Source organism: Rhizobiaceae bacterium, assembly GCA_023953845.1.
Lineage (GTDB): Bacteria > Pseudomonadota > Alphaproteobacteria > Rhizobiales > Rhizobiaceae > Arvimicrobium.
The window spans coordinates 176,998-193,057 of sequence record JAMLJC010000001.1 but is presented as its reverse complement, the minus strand read 5'-3'; the positions used below and the strand labels follow the sequence as shown (position 1 = coordinate 193,057).

The 16,060-nt window shown below is 64.3% G+C and carries 19 protein-coding genes; 8 read left to right on the top strand and 11 right to left on the bottom strand.

The genetic code is table 11. From position 1 onward, the window contains the following. Positions 1-23: 23 nt before the first annotated feature. Genes M9955_01020 through M9955_00995 form a run of 6 tightly spaced genes read left to right on the top strand, consistent with a single transcriptional unit; the run spans position 24 to position 4,239 of the window. A complete protein-coding gene (locus M9955_01020; GenBank protein ID MCO5080217.1) occupies positions 24-704 on the top strand; it encodes a GNAT family N-acetyltransferase in 681 nt (226 codons plus the stop codon). Next, positions 705-1,733 carry a cation diffusion facilitator family transporter gene (locus tag M9955_01015; protein MCO5080216.1) on the top strand — a complete coding sequence of 343 codons (1,029 nt, stop codon included), beginning with the start codon at positions 705-707 and terminating at the stop codon, positions 1,731-1,733. Positions 1,734-1,767: 34 nt separating this feature from the next. Next, positions 1,768-2,526, top strand: coding sequence for an SDR family oxidoreductase (locus tag M9955_01010; protein MCO5080215.1), 759 nt, complete (start codon positions 1,768-1,770; stop codon positions 2,524-2,526). A gap of 15 nt (positions 2,527-2,541) precedes the next feature. After that, complete coding sequence (locus M9955_01005; protein ID MCO5080214.1) at positions 2,542-2,742, top strand: hypothetical protein; 201 nt, start codon at positions 2,542-2,544, stop codon at positions 2,740-2,742. 1 nt (position 2,743) lies between these two features. Continuing rightward, a complete protein-coding gene (locus M9955_01000; protein ID MCO5080213.1) occupies positions 2,744-3,721 on the top strand; it encodes an SDR family oxidoreductase in 978 nt (325 codons plus the stop codon). A 17-nt stretch (positions 3,722-3,738) separates the two neighbouring features. Continuing rightward, complete coding sequence (locus M9955_00995) at positions 3,739-4,239, top strand: peptide deformylase (GenBank protein MCO5080212.1); 501 nt, start codon at positions 3,739-3,741, stop codon at positions 4,237-4,239. 11 nt (positions 4,240-4,250) lie between these two features. Here the strand turns inward: M9955_00995 and M9955_00990 are convergent, their stop codons facing one another. From M9955_00990 to M9955_00975, 4 genes are read right to left on the bottom strand one after another with little or no spacing between them, the layout of a single operon-like run. Further along, positions 4,251-5,432, bottom strand: a complete 1,182-nt coding sequence (locus tag M9955_00990; GenBank protein MCO5080211.1) for a nickel/cobalt transporter — start codon at positions 5,430-5,432, stop codon at positions 4,251-4,253. 17 nt (positions 5,433-5,449) lie between these two features. After that, the gene (locus M9955_00985) at positions 5,450-6,109 is read right to left on the bottom strand and encodes a DUF1007 family protein (GenBank protein MCO5080210.1); all 660 of its coding nucleotides are present in this window, start codon (positions 6,107-6,109) and stop codon (positions 5,450-5,452) included. A gap of 58 nt (positions 6,110-6,167) precedes the next feature. Further along, positions 6,168-7,091 (bottom strand): LysR family transcriptional regulator, encoded by a 924-nt coding sequence (locus M9955_00980; protein MCO5080209.1) that lies wholly within the window; start codon positions 7,089-7,091, stop codon positions 6,168-6,170. 1 nt (position 7,092) lies between these two features. Continuing rightward, the gene (locus M9955_00975) at positions 7,093-8,280 is read right to left on the bottom strand and encodes an amidase (GenBank protein MCO5080208.1); all 1,188 of its coding nucleotides are present in this window, start codon (positions 8,278-8,280) and stop codon (positions 7,093-7,095) included. A gap of 540 nt (positions 8,281-8,820) precedes the next feature. Between M9955_00975 and odc2 the strand changes: the two genes are divergently transcribed. Together odc2 and M9955_00965 are read left to right on the top strand one after the other, a co-directional pair. Beyond that, a complete protein-coding gene (gene odc2, locus M9955_00970; protein MCO5080207.1) occupies positions 8,821-9,957 on the top strand; it encodes an ornithine/lysine decarboxylase in 1,137 nt (378 codons plus the stop codon). Between the two features lie 133 nt (positions 9,958-10,090). After that, positions 10,091-10,648 carry an N-acetyltransferase gene (locus M9955_00965; protein ID MCO5080206.1) on the top strand — a complete coding sequence of 186 codons (558 nt, stop codon included), beginning with the start codon at positions 10,091-10,093 and terminating at the stop codon, positions 10,646-10,648. Positions 10,649-10,720: 72 nt separating this feature from the next. On the opposite strand, the gene M9955_00960 is transcribed toward M9955_00965, so the two are convergent. The 7 genes from M9955_00960 to flhA all read right to left on the bottom strand — a co-directional run bounded on the left by M9955_00960 (position 10,721) and on the right by flhA (position 15,983). Next, complete coding sequence (locus M9955_00960) at positions 10,721-11,002, bottom strand: SCP2 sterol-binding domain-containing protein (protein ID MCO5080205.1); 282 nt, start codon at positions 11,000-11,002, stop codon at positions 10,721-10,723. A gap of 144 nt (positions 11,003-11,146) precedes the next feature. Beyond that, positions 11,147-11,689, bottom strand: a complete 543-nt coding sequence (locus M9955_00955) for a hypothetical protein (protein ID MCO5080204.1) — start codon at positions 11,687-11,689, stop codon at positions 11,147-11,149. A 3-nt stretch (positions 11,690-11,692) separates the two neighbouring features. Then, positions 11,693-12,100, bottom strand: a complete 408-nt coding sequence (locus M9955_00950) for a hypothetical protein (GenBank protein MCO5080203.1) — start codon at positions 12,098-12,100, stop codon at positions 11,693-11,695. A 14-nt stretch (positions 12,101-12,114) separates the two neighbouring features. Then, positions 12,115-12,699: a flagellar biosynthesis protein FlgJ gene (locus M9955_00945; protein MCO5080202.1), complete on the bottom strand. Its 585-nt coding sequence runs from the start codon at positions 12,697-12,699 to the stop codon at positions 12,115-12,117. Positions 12,700-12,753: 54 nt separating this feature from the next. Beyond that, complete coding sequence (locus M9955_00940) at positions 12,754-13,140, bottom strand: hypothetical protein (GenBank protein ID MCO5080201.1); 387 nt, start codon at positions 13,138-13,140, stop codon at positions 12,754-12,756. A 3-nt stretch (positions 13,141-13,143) separates the two neighbouring features. Then, the gene (gene fliR, locus M9955_00935) at positions 13,144-13,896 is read right to left on the bottom strand and encodes a flagellar type III secretion system protein FliR (protein ID MCO5080200.1); all 753 of its coding nucleotides are present in this window, start codon (positions 13,894-13,896) and stop codon (positions 13,144-13,146) included. Beyond that, the gene (gene flhA, locus M9955_00930) at positions 13,893-15,983 is read right to left on the bottom strand and encodes a flagellar biosynthesis protein FlhA (GenBank protein MCO5080199.1); all 2,091 of its coding nucleotides are present in this window, start codon (positions 15,981-15,983) and stop codon (positions 13,893-13,895) included. Before flhA ends, fliR begins: the two co-directional genes overlap by 4 nt. Between the last annotated feature and the right edge of the window lie 77 nt (positions 15,984-16,060).

Genomic DNA, 16,060 nt, shown 5'->3' with positions numbered 1-16,060 from the left:
TCAAATGGTTAGGCGAATTTCCGATGACTGACGATCTTAAGAACTGGCAACCGCGCCCGCGTCCCGAACGGGTTGTCCTTGAAGGGCGCTATGTCCGTCTCGAACCGCTCGCGGCGCAGCATGGCGACGGACTCTACGAAGCCGCCACCGTCGCCGATGCCGGTCAGCGGTTCCGATGGCTGTTCGAAAACGCGCCGGACGATCGCGCCGCTTTCGATGCCTGGCTGGAAAAGTCGAGCGCGAGCCAGGACCCGCTGTTCTTCGCGGTGATCGACAAGGCGAGTGGCAGAATCGCGGGCCGCCAGACGCTGATGCGCATCGACCCGGCCTTTGGGGTGATCGAGATCGGCAACATCTACTGGGGTCCCCTGGTCTCGCGGCGCCCGGCGGCGACCGAGGCGCAGTTCCTGTTCGCCAGATATGTTTTCGAAGACCTCGGCTACCGTCGCTATGAGTGGAAATGCAACAATCGCAACGAACCGTCGAAAAGGGCCGCCGAACGCTTCGGCTTCCAGTTCGAGGGCATCTTCCGGCAGCACATGGTCGTCAAGGGCGAGAATCGCGATACGGCTTGGTATTCGATCATCGATAAGGAGTGGCCTTTGTTGCGCCAAGCCTATATGGACTGGCTCGATCCGGCCAATTTCGATGCGGACGGAAACCAGAAGCGCCGCCTTGAGGAGTTTCGCGTTCAGGCGCGGTAGATGCTCAAGCGCGACAGAGTGGACAGCATGGCGCATTCGCACGGCGGACATCATCACGGTCACGATGACGGTCACGACCACGGCCACGTCCACGAGAAACCGGGCGCGGGCCACTCGCATGCAGGGCACAGTCATGGCTCCGGTGCCCATGTCCACGAGAACACAGACCGCAGGCGCGTGCTCATCGCCGCGACCCTGACCGGCGGCTTCATGATCGCCGAGGCGCTCGGGGGCTGGATCACCGGCTCACTGGCGCTGGTGGCTGATGCCGGCCACATGCTGACCGATTCGATCGCGCTGTGGCTCGCCTGGTATGCGTTCCGCCTCGGCGACCGTCCGGCGACGAAGCGGATGAGCTACGGCTTCGGCCGCGTGAAGACGCTGGTCGCCTATACGAACGGCATCACCATCTTCGCCGTGGCGGTCTGGATCTGCTACGAGGCCGTCGTGCGTTTCATGGCGCCGCCTCCGGTGCTCGCAGGTCCGATGCTGGTCGTGGCGGTGGCCGGATTGCTCGTCAATATCGCAGGGTTCGCGGTGCTGCATGGGGGCGACCGCACCAGCCTCAACATGCGCGGCGCCCTGCTGCATGTGATGGGCGACATGCTGGGTTCGGCCGCGGCGATCGCGGCCGCGCTGGTCATCCTCGCCACCGGCTGGACGCCGATCGATCCGATCCTTTCGGTGCTTGTCGCCGTGCTCATCCTGTCGACTGCATGGCGGCTGATGAAGGAGGCTGCTCACGTGCTTCTCGAAGGCGCGCCGGCCCATCTCGACCGCGACGAGATCGTGGCCGATCTCGAAAGCTCGATCACCGGCGTGCGGGAGGTCCATCACGTGCATGTCTGGTCGATCGATGGATCGAGCAGCATGGCGACGCTCCATGCGCGTCTGGCCGAGGGGACGAGCCCGCAGGGAGCGGTGGCCGCCATCAAGGCGCGGCTGGCGACCCGCCACGGCATCTCGCATGCGACGGTCGAGCCCGAATACGGGCAGTGCGCCGATGCGCGGCCGGAACATCTTCACTGACACACGCAATCCAAGCTTTCCGAGAGGGAGTAACATGGCTGGAAGGTTGAAGGGAAAGATTGCCGTCGTCACGGCGGCGGGGCAGGGCATCGGCCGTGCGATCGCGGAACTGTTCGTGGCCGAGGGCGCGACCGTCTACGCTTCGGATATCCAGCGCGACAAGCTCGACGGTCTCGCGCGCGCCAAGAAGGCGAAGCTCGACGTGCTTTCCACCAGGGCAGTGGAAGCCTATGCGGCGAAAGTCGGCGAGATCGACATACTGGTCAACGTCGCCGGCTACGTGCATCACGGCACCGTGCTGACCACGACCGACAAGGACTGGGACTTCTCGTTCGATCTCAACGTCAAGTCGATGCATCGCACCATCAAGGCCTTCCTGCCCGGCATGCTGGCGCGCGCCAAGGCCGGCGGCAAGACCTCTTCCATCGTCAATGTTGCTTCCGGTGCGTCCTCGATCCGCGGCATTCCCAACCGCTACGCGTACGGCGCCAGCAAGGCGGCGGTCATCGGCCTGACCAAGGCCGTCGCGGCCGACTACATCCGCGACGGCGTCCGCTGCAACGCCATCGCCCCCGGCACCTTCAAGTCGCCCTCCTGGGAGCACCGCGTCGAGACGCTCGGCAAGGAATGGGGCAGCAAGGACAAGGCAATGGAGATGTTCGTCCAGCGCCAGCCCATGGGCCGTGTCGGCGACGCCATCGAAATCGCGCCTGTCGTCGTCTATCTGGCGTCCGACGAGGCCGCGTTCACGACCGGCACCGTCATCAACGTCGACGGCGGCTTCTCGCTGTAAAAGGTCTTGATCCGCGTGGACAGCAGCAACCGCAACGCCGTTATCGCGGCCGCGATCATCTTCTTCGGATTCGGAATCGTCGCGTTCCTGATGCCGAAGATCATGCTGGCTGTCGGCGCTTATTCCACCATCGCCGCAGGCGCCATAGCGATCGCTTTCGTGGCGGCTTTCTTTCTAGTGTTCTGGCTGCGCGGGCGTAGCAGAAAGGGAGGTTGACATGCGTATTCTGATGACCGGTGCGGCCGGCATGATCGGCCGCAAGCTGACGGCGCGGCTGTTGAAGGACGGAACCCTGCGCGGACAGAAGATCAGCGCACTCGAGTTGCACGACATCGTGCCCGCTCCAAAGCCCGAGGCGGCCGGCGTCGAGGTGACGGTCCATACCGGCGACATGGCCGACGAGGGCGCAGCGGCCACGCTGGTTGCCTCGCGGCCGGATGTGATCTTCCACTTGGCCGGCGTCGTCTCAGGCGAAGCGGAAGCTAATTTCGATCTCGGATATCGCGTCAACCTCGACGGATCGAAGGCTTTGTTCGATGCAATCCGCCTCGCCGAAGGTTATACGCCGCGCGTCGTCTTCTCTTCTTCGATCGCCGTCTATGGCGGGCCGTTCCCGGACGTCATTCCGGACGATTTCCAGCAGGCGCCGCTGTCGTCCTATGGCGTGCAGAAGCTGATGAGCGAACTCGTCCTGATGGACTACACGCGCCGAGGCTTCCTCGACGGCATCGGCATACGCCTGCCCACCATCTGCGTGCGGCCGGGCAAGCCGAACGCTGCGGCTTCCGGCTTTTTCTCCGGCATCATCCGCGAGCCGCTCGCCGGGCAGGAGGCGCTGCTGCCGGTGCCGCGCGATGTCGTCCATACCCATGCCAGCCCGCGCGCGGCGGTGGGTTTCCTCGTCCATGGCGCGGAAATCGACGGCGCCAGGGTGGGACCGCGCCGGAACATCACCATGCCGGGCGTGGCGGTGACAGTCGGCGAGCAGATCGAGGCGCTGCGCCGCATCGCGGGCGAGGATGTGGTGAAGCGAATCCGCGATCAGCATGACGAGGCTGTATGGGCGCTCGTCAAGAACTGGCCGACCCGCTTCGAGAGCAGGCGCGCGCGCGAACTCGGCTTCAAGGCGGAGTCGAGCTTCGACGAGATCATCAGGGCGCATATCGAGGACGAACTGGGCGGCAAGATCGCCTGAAAGGGCGGGCACGCCAATTGGCAGTCCGGCCGATCGTGACGTTTCCCGATCCGTGTCTGCGGATCGTCGCGGAGCCTGTCACCGCATTCGACGATGCGCTGGGCGTCCTCGCCGACGATCTGCTCGACACGATGCGGGCAGCACCTGGCATCGGCATAACGGGACCGCATATCGGCGTTTCGAAACGCGTGGTGGTGCTGCAGCTTTCGGCGGCCGAGCCGGTGCGGGTCTATGTGAATCCCGTGATCGTCTGGTCTTCCGATGAGAAGATCCGTCACACGGAAGGCAGCATTTCCATGCCCGGTGTGACCGAGGAGATCGAGCGTGCTGCGCGCGTGCGCGTCACCTATCGGAAACTCGATGGATCGGAGGAGACCGAGGATGCGGAGGGTCTGCTGGCCGTCTGCCACCAGCACGAGATCGATCAGCTCGACGGCATCTTCTGGCTCCATCGGCTCTCGCAGCTGAAACGCGAGCGCCTCGTCAAGCGCTTCCAGAAACTCGGAAAGCGCGCATAGCCGGCGCGTCGTCAGGCGTTCAGGCTGGCGGTCAGGAGCAGCAGGCCGATGACGAAGACGAAGCCGGCGCCTGCGATCTCGATCGCGGCGTGGATACGGTTGCCGGCGCGGCCGTCGCCTGCCATGGCGACGGCCCAGTTCTTCGCCGTGACGGCGATCGTCGCCAGGACGGATACGGTAATCGCCGTGCCGACGGCCATGGCGAACACCGAAAGCAGGCCGCCGACCCACAGGCCGTTCAGGAAAGCGAAGGTCAGCACGATCAGCGCGCCGGAGCATGGGCGGATGCCGACGGCGGCGACCGCCGACCACGCCGTGCGCCAGTCGAAACGGTCGCCCGAGAGCATCTTCGGGTCCGGCGCATGGCTGTGGCCGCAGGTGGAGCAGACCTCGCCGGCGTCGTGATGATGGTCGTGGGATGCGAAGAGCGTCCGCAGGGATATTGGCTGGTTGCCTTGCGGCGTTTCCGCATGCGCATGACCTGCATGACCTGCATCATGATGGCCGTGATCATGCGAGCATGACGCGTGGTCATGATGCTCGTCATGCGCGTGATGATGGTGTCCATGATCGTGCCGGTGGCCGTGATGATGGGTGTGCGCATGCGCCGCCGACAGGCTGAGGGCGGGGTTGCGGCCGAACAGCCCCGCGAGCCGAGGCCATGCTTTCTTCCAGAGCAGCCATGCGCCGAACACCGTGATGAGCGCATAGGAGGCGATTTCGAGGAAACGGGTGGCGTCCGTCATCGAAACGGCGGTGCCTCTCAGCAGCAGGAACACGGCAGCCATCATGACGACGGCGGTGATCGCCTGCAGGAAGGCCGAGACGAAGGAGAGCATGACACCGCGCCGCAGCGCGACCTCGTTCGCCAGCATGTAGGACGAGATGACAGCCTTGCCATGTCCGGGACCGGCCGCGTGGAAGATGCCATAGGCGAAGGAAAGACCGACGAGCGCCCAGAAGCCGCCGCCGCCGTCGCGCATCGATTTCAGAGCGCCCGTCAGCGAGCGGTAGAAGCCCTGCTGCTGGGTGTTGATCCAGTTCATCAGCCCGGAAAAGTAGCCGGTGGAGGGAAGCACCGCCTCGTTGGCGCCGATGCCCAGCGAACTGGCATGCGCCCGGGTCAGCAGCAGGCTGAGAACATAGCTGACGAGCAGAAGGCCGAAGACGGCGCGTGCAAAGGTCTTGTTCATCGATTGTCCCCTCGAGATCAGCCCTGGCAGGTAAGCTCGAGCCTCGTCGCGAAAATCTTGCTGAGGTCGGTGCCGCTCGGATCGTTGAAGAACTCTTCGGTGAGCGTCGCCTGATTCTGCGCGATGGCTTCGTCCGGATCGGGACGGATAACGGCACGCGTGCAGCCTGGCGGCATGCCGTTGACGGCCATCTGGTCATCGTCGAGAAAATCGATCGCCGTATAGAAGGTGGGATCGTAGACGCCGAAATCGACCTTGCCCCCGAGCTTCAACGGCTGCTTCGGCTGGGACTGGAAAAGCACCATGAGCTGGTTGTTCTCGAAGGCGGCGATCAGCTTCTTCGGTCTCTGCATCGCCACGTCCTTGCCGTTCAGGGTGACGACCTGGAAGTAGTTGAAGTCATTCAGAGAGTCATAGATGGTACTGGAGACATCCTGCAATTCCGACTCGTCCAGCTTCAGATCCGAATTCTTGTCGAACTCGACCAGGACGGTGCTCGAAAAGACGTCGTCGAAGCGCCATACGTGTTTCAGGGCCGTGACGGTGCCGGCAGGATCGACGTCGACTTCCAGCCGGGCCTCGGCGAATACATGCGGATGTACGTGAGCCGGCGTCGCCGCCACGCTTGCAGCCAGCAGCACCCCGATCCCGATTGCTCCTCGCGGCTGGGCTCGCATGGTCGATTTTCAGGCCTTTCCGAAGCAGACTGGCATAGAGACTCCAAAGCCGGCGGAATTAGGACGCGCCGGCATCTGCGCCGTCGACGCGTCCGTTCGTCTTGAACCAGTGCACGAGGAAGTCCACCAGAACGCGCACCTTCGCCGGAAGATAGCGCCGATGCGGGTATATGGCAAAAATCCCGCCATTCGTGGGCAGGCTGTCTTCCAGCACACTGACCAGGCGTCCGGCCTTGAGGTCGGCTTCGGCGATGAAATCGGGAAGGATGCAGAAACCGAGGCTCGCCAGAGCGGCGGCGCGGGTCGCCATCGGGCTGTTCACTTCGAGCGGTCCAGTGACCGAAACGGAATAGATGTCGCCGTTCATGCGGCGGAATTGCCAGTTGGACAGCCAGCGGCCGTTTGTGTCGATGATGCAGGGCAGATTTGCCAGATCCTGCGGCTTGGTGGGCACGCCGTGCCTTTCCAGCAGTTCCGGCGTCGCGACGATCCGGATGGAGAAGGGGGCGAGCCGGCGCGCGATGAGCGACGAGTTTTCCAACCGCGTGATGCGGATGGCGAGGTCGAAGCCCTCCTCGACGAGATCGACGAAACGGTCGTCAAGATGGATTTCGAGCACGATGTCCGGATGAGCCTTGGCGAAGTCGATCAGCGACTGGCCGATCGGCGCATCGGCGAAGGTGCGCGCCGCCGACAGTTTTATCCGGCCCCGCACGTCGCCCGACGTATCGCGGACGATCTCCTGAAGACCATCGATTTCCTGGACGAGTTCGGATGCGCGTTTGTAATAGGTGTGGCCCGCCTCGGTGAGCGAGAACTGGCGCGTGGTGCGGTTGAGCAGCAGGACGCCGAGCTCGTCCTCCAGCTCGCGCACATATTTCGACAGGAGCGCCTTCGATCGGCCGACCTTGCGGCCGGCGGCGGAAAAGCCTTCCGCCTCGACCACATCGATGAAGGCGCGCATGCGGGTGAGCGTATCCACGTCAGGTGTTCCCGGCGTTCTGCATGATCGCCTTGCCCGTCGCGATGAGTGCGAGATCGCTGCCGGCAGGGCCGAGCAGCGAGATGCCGAAGGGCGCATCGGCCACCGTGCCGAGCGGTAGCGTGATCTGCGGGAAGCCGGAAAGGCCTGACCAGCACAGGAGACGAATGGCCTGCTCCCGGAAATCGGAAAATACCTGCGGTCCCGCATCGCTTCCCGGTGCCGGGCAGGGCACCGTCGGCATGACAAGGATGCCGTCATCCGCAAGAAGGTCGCGAAGCCACGCGGTGAAGGCTGCCCTGATTTCCGATTCGCGCTTCACGTCCTCGTCGTTGACCGACTTGCCGAAGAGGAAGCGCTGGAACACTGCCTCACCCAGCTTTCTGCCCGGCTGCTCGATCCAGGCCCCGTGCGCGTCCCATGCCTCGAGCGCCTGCAGTTTTCGGGTGGCCCAGTAGAGCGCGTCGATCGATTGCGGCGGCGCAGCGGTTTCCCTTGCGCGACCGAGCACATCCGCGACGACCGATGCGAGGCGCGCGTACTCGGCGACTTCTTCCGGACCCATGAGGAGGGTGTCGAGCGCTTCGATGCGAAGCGGGCGGTCCAGTGTACCCCCACCGCGCAACAACACTTCGCCTACTTTCTCGTAGATCTCGATATCCCGCGCGAACCAGCCGAACGTGTCGAAGGAGGACGCCAGCGGCATCGTACCTTCGAGCGAGATGGCGCCGTGCGTGGTGCGTAGGCCGACCAGCCCGCAGAAGCTTGCCGGCGCGCGTATGGAGCCGCCGGTATCGGAACCGGTGGCGATGTCGGCCAATCCGCCGGCTACCGCCGCGGCCGAGCCGGAGGACGAGCCGCCCGTGACGCGGCCCGGGGCGGCGGGATTGACCGGACGCGGGAAGTGCACGTTCTGGCCGAGCATGGAGAAGGCCAGTTCCTCCGTCTGGGTCTTGCCGACGAATCGCGCGCCGGCGTCGAGAAGCTTCTGCACGGCGGGCGCCGTGGCTGCGGCTGGAGCTGCTTCGGCCTGCTTTTGCGGATTGCCGCAACCGGTCGGATAGCCGGCCACATCGAAGATGTCCTTGACCGCCAGCGTCAACCCTGTCAGCGGGCCGGATTGCGCATGGAAAACAGATGCTTCCGGGAGATCGAGAAACGCGTTGAAGCGATCTTTGGTGATGTTCATCGTTCAGCCTTTGCGCACGCCGAAGGTAGCATCGTTCGCTGCCCGATTTTTTTCAACCCGAGGTCCGATTTTCGTTGATTGTGACGTGCGACATCCATATATGCGCGCTTGCCCAAAGTCGCACGTGCCTGTGGGCGTCCCCCGACCTCGAAATGGCGAGGAATCGGGACGGTACCCGGGGAGTAACGAACCCGGTCGGTTCAGCGGCCAACCGCCGATCCGAGGACGCCTTGAAGCAACGACGGTGCGGGCCTTTCTGGTGTCTGCCGGTTGTCCATAGACCGGGGTTACTGAAGAGGCACACCTTCATTGCCGGCAGTGCGGTGGGTTCTCCCTCCAAGCCAAGGCAGACAAAGCGGACATTCGGCCGGGCGGCCGGACGTCCATCGCCGCGAGACGGCATGACGTGGTTCCGGGTTCTCCACAGGCCGGCGCCACGAAGTTCCGTCCCGCCTTTGTCCACCGTGCATCCGCATGGCGCGCCGCCATGCGAGCGCGAGCCTTATTGCGCGCCCGAAAGGCGCATCTGGAGAGACGACAATGGCCGCCACCCAGCGCATCATCGATTTCCTCGCCACCCGACGTCCGAGCGGCCCTTGCCTCGTGGTCGACCTAGACGTGGTGCGCGACAACTATCGCGCCTTCGAGAAGGCGCTGCCCGATTCAAGAATCTACTACGCGGTGAAGGCAAATCCCGCGCCGGAAATCCTGCGCCTGCTTGCCTCGATGGGCTCGTCCTTCGACACCGCGAGCGTTGCCGAAGTCGAGATGGCGATGGACGCGGGCGCGCCCGCGGAGCGTATCTCCTTCGGCAACACCATCAAGAAGGAGCGCGACATCGCGCGCGCCTTCGAGCTCGGCATCCGCCTGTTTGCGGTGGATTGCGTCGAGGAGGTGGAGAAGGTGGCGCGCGCCGCGCCGGGCAGCCGCGTCTTCTGCCGCGTGCTGACCGACGGCGAGGGCGCCGAATGGCCGCTGTCGCGCAAGTTCGGCTGCGTGCCGGCGATGGCGGTCGACGTGCTGCGCCATGCGAATGCGCTGGGCCTCGACGCCTATGGCGTGTCCTTCCACGTCGGTTCGCAGCAGTGCGACCTGACGGCGTGGGACCGCGCGCTGGGCGACGCCAGGCGCGTCTTCGAGACGCTGGCCGACGAGGGGATCGTGCTCAGGATGGTCAATATGGGCGGCGGCTTCCCGACGCGCTACCTGAAGGACGTGCCGGCGGCGCGGGCCTACGGCCAGGCGATCTTCGAGGCGCTGTCGAAGCATTTCGGCAACCGCATCCCGGAGACGATCATCGAGCCGGGCCGCGGCATGGTCGGCAATGCGGGCGTCATCAAGTCGGAAGTCGTGCTGATCTCGAAGAAGGCCGACAACGACAATGTCCGCTGGGTCTATCTGGACATCGGCAAGTTCGGCGGCCTCGCTGAGACGATGGACGAGGCGATCCGCTACCCGATCGTGACGCCGCGCGACGGCGATACGGTGGCGCCCTGCGTGCTCGCCGGCCCGACCTGCGATTCGGCCGACGTGCTCTACGAGAAGACGCCGTATCCGCTGCCATTGTCGCTGACCATAGGCGACGAGGTGCTGATCGAAGGCACCGGCGCCTACACGACCACCTACTCGGCGGTCGCCTTCAACGGCTTCGAGCCGCTGCGTTCCTACGTGATTTGAGCGGACATTCGTCCGCTCGGCCTACGTGATCTGGCGGCTCTGCCGCCGCCAGATCCGCTCGTGGCCGGTGGTTCAGCCGGCCACGGGTTCGCTTGTGGAACAGACCTCTTCCGCTCGTGAAGGATTTTTCGAAGTGAATGCTGCCACCGAACTCCAGCCGCTCGCCTTTTCCCTTGTCGCCGAAAGCGACGGCGATATCGCCACGCGTGAAAACCTGCTCGACCGGGCCATGGGACCGGGTCGCACGCGCAAGTCGTCGGAAAAGCTCCGGCGCGGCCGCAAGCCGTCCGAAGGGCTGGCGCTGGTGGCGCGCGGCAGCGATGGTTCGCTGGTGGGCACCGTTCGCCTGTGGGACGTCGCTGCCGGCGATCGCGCCGCGCTGCTGCTCGGCCCGCTTGCCGTCGACCCGTCGCTGAAGGGCGCGGGCATCGGCGGTGCGCTGATGCGCCTTGCGATAGAGGAAGCGCGGCGTCTCGGCCACAAGGCGATCCTGCTCGTGGGCGACGCGCCCTATTATGCGCGTTTCGGCTTCACGGCGGAGAAGACCGGCGCTCTCGCCATGCCCGGCCCTTATGAGCGGCATCGCTTTCTGGCGCTGGAGCTTGAAGAAGGCGCGCTCGACGGTGCGCAAGGCGTGCTGCGCGCGACCGGGCGCAAGGTGACGAGGCACGAGGTCGCGGCCGCAGCATGACTGCGCGGTTTCTCTACGATGACGACGGCTCGCTTTCCTTGAGAGAGCGGGACCGTCGTCAGCGGAGCTGCGTCAGATCACCTGGCTGAGCGCCATGGCGATGGACATGTCTCCCTCGACCTTCAGCTTGCCCTGCATAAAGGCGGCCGTCGGGCTCAGTTCACCCGCCAGCATCGATTCCAGATCGTCGAGGGACAGGGTGATTGTGCAGTCGGCCGGCGCGTCCGTGGTGGAAATAGTGGTGCCGTCGATGACGATGACGCCATCGGCTCCCGTGTCGAACTTCACCGACCGATCGAAGCCGGAACTTTCGACGCGGCCACGGATCTTCTCCACGATATCCTGTATGCTCATGACAGTCCTCTATAATCCCGGGGCCGATTGCATATTGCGGGACTGGAGCGCCCGCTCGTCAAGCCACTTAGAGCGGTATGACGTTTACGTCAACGTTATTGAGAAAGTCTGCGGCGTCTCGTTCCATATGAACGCCACGACAGATCAGTGGCCGCTCGATGCGTCCTTCTTCTTGTTCTCGGCGCCGAACTTCGGCGTCTTCATGTCGGAGACGCGGCGGCGCAACGCATTGTCGCGGATTTCGTCCTTCGACATGAACTCGATCTGCTCCACCATCACGTCATGGACGAGCGTTTCGCCGATGCGCGTATTGATGGCATCGCGGATGTGTCCGCGAAAAGCGTTGAGGTCGAGGGCGGTCGTCTTCGTGAAATCCACCTCGGGGCTGCCGTAGAGATAGGAATAGACCTGATCGACGATAAGGCTCTCGGCCGGAATGGACAGCTTGCCCATGATCGCAGGATCGACGGTATAGACGAGCTTCGTCAGAAAATAGCCGATCACGCTCGCCTCCCGCACGACGGGCACCGCGATGACGTCGGTCTTGACGTAGTCCAGGCCGCCCAGCAGCGGCTTGACCTCAGCCTTCCCGGCATCGGAGGGCGCCTGGCTCGTCTGGAAGGAGAAGATGGCCGCGCCGAGCGTCGCTGCACAGATCCACATGGCTGCGGCGATGAATTTGATCATGGATCAGCGGCCGAATTCGCTCGAGGAATAGGTGCCGTCGGCTTCGACCTTCTGGACGGCGGCCTGGATGAGCGACGCCACCTCTCCGACCGCGTCGAGATGGGCGCGGATGACGGTCTCGTTGCGGGCGAGTTTCTGGCGCAGCCGCAGCATGCCGTTGCGGTGTTCCTCGCCCAGATCGCCGGCATTGACGCCTTTCATGGCGCGGCTGAGTTCGTAGAGATACCGGCTCTTGCGGGCGTTGGAGGCCTTCAGGTCGAAGCCCAGATCGGTGTGGATCGCCGCCGTCTCCTCGTCCACCGCCTCCTCGATGCGGCCGATGATGGCCATAAGGCTCGACGGCCGCATGGCGGAAGGCTCCGGGGTGGCGGTACGGGCCGGGAGTTGTGCGGTGTAGGGAGAATAATCCATCGCTCGGCTTCCGATCAGTTCTCAAAGAGTCCGGTATCGTTGGAGGTGGCGTCGCCACGGATTTCTTTGACAAGCTGCCGCTGGATCACGTCGACGAAGGCCGTCGCGATCATGGCCGGCTTGCCGCCTTCGGCGAGTGTCGCGTCGGACGTGACGCCGGAGACCGGCACGGTCTGGTCGCCCCGCTTCTCGAAATCCTTGTTCAGCCGGTCGGCGATGCCGATGCCGCCGCCTTCGGCGACGACGTCGGCCAGCTTTTCCGCCATCATCAACTTCCACATCTCGCCGGCCATGCCCTGCCCGTAGGTGCCGTCCGCGTTTTTCGGCATCATCGCGGAGATGAAGGTTTGCAGCACCATCGCCTCGAATTTCTTCGACGCGTCGGACATGGAGGTTGAAGACGCCTCGCGGCTCAGAATGCTGCCGGGGGTGGTGGAGGTTGCTGAGACCGTCTGCGCGGCATCGACGCCGGCATCGAACACGGCGGCAATTCCAGCCGGCAGGCGGTTCATCAGTGCGGCGCGCGCCTTGGCGACCGCATCGGGCTCTGCGGCGCGTGCGACGTCGAGCACTATGTCGCTGGGCGGAGAGATGGCCAAAGCGCGTTCCTCGGAATCATCCGCCGACTATCGGCTGGCAAGCTTGTGGCAACCTTACCCGGGCTTGCGATGCGTGATCGACACTGCTTCCAGCCGCTCCCGGTCACCCTTCTCGCGCTCGTCCTGCCGCCTCGCGTCGCGGTAATTGCGCTCGACAAGGTTCGTGCGGGCCGTCGCCCGGGCGATCTGCCGCATTTCCTCCGAGGCAAGGGCGCGGCTCCGTTCCTCGCGCGCAACGGCGTTCGCTATGCTTCGGCTGTAGAGGTCGGGAAAAAGGTTCGACAGGGAGTCTTCCGCATCGGCGCGTTCGCCGATCTCCACCGCCTCGCGGGCCGCTGTCGCCGCCTCGGCCAGATGACCCGCATGCCGGGTTTCGTGCAGGGCTTTCAGCTGCTCCTGCACCGCGAGCAGTTTTTTCAGGCGCTGGACCCGGGTTGCCATCCGTCACCGTCCGATCGTGGTGGGCACGAAGCCGTCGACGACGAGGCTGAGCATCGTGCCGATGGAGAAGTAGAGGATGAACAGGCCGCCTGCGATCACGAAGGGCAGGGAGATGAAGTAGACGGGAATCTGCGGGGTCAGCTTGTTGATGAAGCCGATGGTGAGGTTCACGAGGATCGCGTAGGCAACGAACGGGCTGCCGATGCGCAGCATGATGAAGAAGGATTCCGAGATCGTGTCGGTCAGGTCGACCAGCGCCGCCTGCGGACGGAAGGCGAGATTGACCGGCGCGACATTATAGGAATCGACCAGCGCCCGGACGATTTCATGATGGAAGTTGAAGGCGAAGAGCAGGAGCAGCGCCGAGAAGGAGATGAGGGCGCCGAGCGCCGGTTCCGGTTCGCCGTCCTCGATGCCAGGACCGTTCATGCCGCCATAGCCGATCAGCATAGCGATCGCCGAGCCCATGAACTGGAGCGCCAGCATGTAGAACCGCGCCATCAGGCCGAGCAGTCCGCCGATCAGCAGTTCCGACGCGATCATCGGCATCAGGATCGCCGGCCGGCGGTCGACGAAAGGCGCGATCTGGTCCCAAAGCGCAACCAGAAGCGCGCCGCTCGCCGCGAGCGCGACGAACAGCCGGATCTGCAGCGGCAGGCGGATGCTCGACAGGCCCGGCATGATCATGAAGCAGCCGCCGATCCGGCAGAAGGCCAGAAAGGCGGCGATCACGACGGTCTGCGCAAGCTCGTTCACGAGATGGTGCCGAGCACGCGCAACTCCACACCTTTGGCGATCTCGACATGGCTGAGGATCGGCATCGTCGAGAACAGGCGCTCGATGATCATGCGCACATAGGGGCGGGCATCCGGCGCGGTGACGATGACGAAGCGCTCGCCGGCATCGAGATGCTTGCGGATCGCCTTGGTCGCCTCCTGGCCGAATTCCTCGAGCTGGCGCGGATCGATGTCGAACTCGCGGATCTCGCCCTTGGCGTCGCGCTTCAGGCTCTGGTGGAAGGCGAGATCCCAGCGGTTGCCGAGGCGGAGCACCTTGAGGACGCCGTTCTCCGAGAGATCGCCGCAGATCTGCTGCGCCATGCGCACGCGCACATGCTCGACGATCTGCTCGGTGCGGCGGACATGCGGCGCGATCTCGGCGATGGCCTCGATGATCAGATGCAGGTTGCGGATGGAGATGCGCTCGGACAGGAGCAGCTTCAGCACCGCCTGCAGGCCGGGATAGGAGATGTGCGACGTGCAGATCTCGTCCGCCAGCTTGCGGTATTCCGGGTCCTGCCTGTCGATGAGCGCCTTCATGTCCTTGTAGGACAGGAGCTGCGGCAGGTTGTTGCGGATCACTTCCGAAAGATGGGTGAGCAGCACCGACATATTGTCGGCGAAGGCAAGCTGCTCGCGCTTGAGGTCCTCGGCGAACATTTCCGGCACCGAGTAGGCGCGCATGCCGAAAGCCGGTTCGCGAACCTCCTCGCCGGGAATGTCCGGCAGGTCGCGATTGCCGAGCAGCACCATGATCTCGCCGACGCGCAGCTGATGCTCGGCCACGACGGTGCCGTGGATCTTGATCTGATAGCTTTTCGCCGGAATCGTGTAGTCGTCGGTGACGCGGACTTCCGGCACCACGAAGCCATATTGCTGCGCGAACTTCTTGCGCATCTTGGCCATGCGGAAGGCAAGCTCCTGATGCGAGGTGAGCAGCTTGGTGGAAAGCTGCTTGCCGATCAGAAGCTCGATCTCGGCGGTCTTCAGCGACTCCTTGACCGAATCGCGCTCCTCCTCCTGCTTCGACAGTTCCTGCTGCTTGGCTGCGGCCTCGATTTCGGCCTCCTGGCGGCGCTTCTGCAAGGGCACGATATAGCCGATGGCCGCCATCGCGCCGGCGAGCATGAGGAAGGGGAGTATCGGCAGCCCCGGCATCGCGCCGAGGACGAGAAGCAGCATGGCGGCGACGTAGAGCGCGCGGGGATACGCGCCGAGCTGCCCGAACACCGCCTGGTCGGCCGAGCCGCGCGTGCCGCCCTTCGAAACCAGCAGGCCGGCGGCGAGGGAGACGATGAGGGCTGGAATCTGCGTCACCAGACCGTCGCCGACGGAGAGTTTCACGAAGACGTCGGCAGCGTGGCTGAGGTCCATGTCGTGGCGGAAATAGCCGATGACGATGCCGCCGATGATGTTGATGGCGGTGATGATGAGGCCGGCTATGGCGTCGCCGCGCACGAATTTCGAGGCGCCGTCCATGGAGCCGAAGAAGGAGCTTTCCTCCTCGAGCTCGCGGCGGCGCAACTGCGCGGTCTTCTCGTCGATCATGCCCGCGGAGAGGTCGGCGTCGATCGACATCTGCTTGCCGGGAATGGCGTCGAGGGTGAAGCGCGCGCCGACCTCGGCGATGCGCGTCGCGCCCTTGGTGATGACGATGAAGTTGACGATGACGAGAATGATGAAGACGATCAGGCCGATGACGAAATCGCCGCTCATCACCAGCTTGGAAAAGCCGCTGATGACGTAGCCCGCGGCATGCGTGCCTTCATTGCCGTGCGAGAGAATCATGCGCGTGGTCGCGATGTTGAGCGAGAGGCGCAGCATCGTGGCGATCAGCAGCACGGTCGGGAAGGCCGAGAAGTCGAGCGGCCGCTGAATCCACAGCGCCACCATCAGGATCAGCACGGAAAGCGCGATGGAGAAGGCGAGGCCGATGTCGATCAGAAAGGCCGGGATCGGCAGGAACAGCACCGCCAGGATGACGACGATGCCGAGCGCGAAGAAGATGTCTCGCGCGTTCTTCGGCGAGACCGGCTTTGCCGCGAGGGTTTCGGTGATTGCCATGCGCAAAGGCTCCGTGCGGCGCACATGCGTGCTGCCGCGACGAGGCTAGACGCTGAAGCTTGTGCGAGGCGGAACGG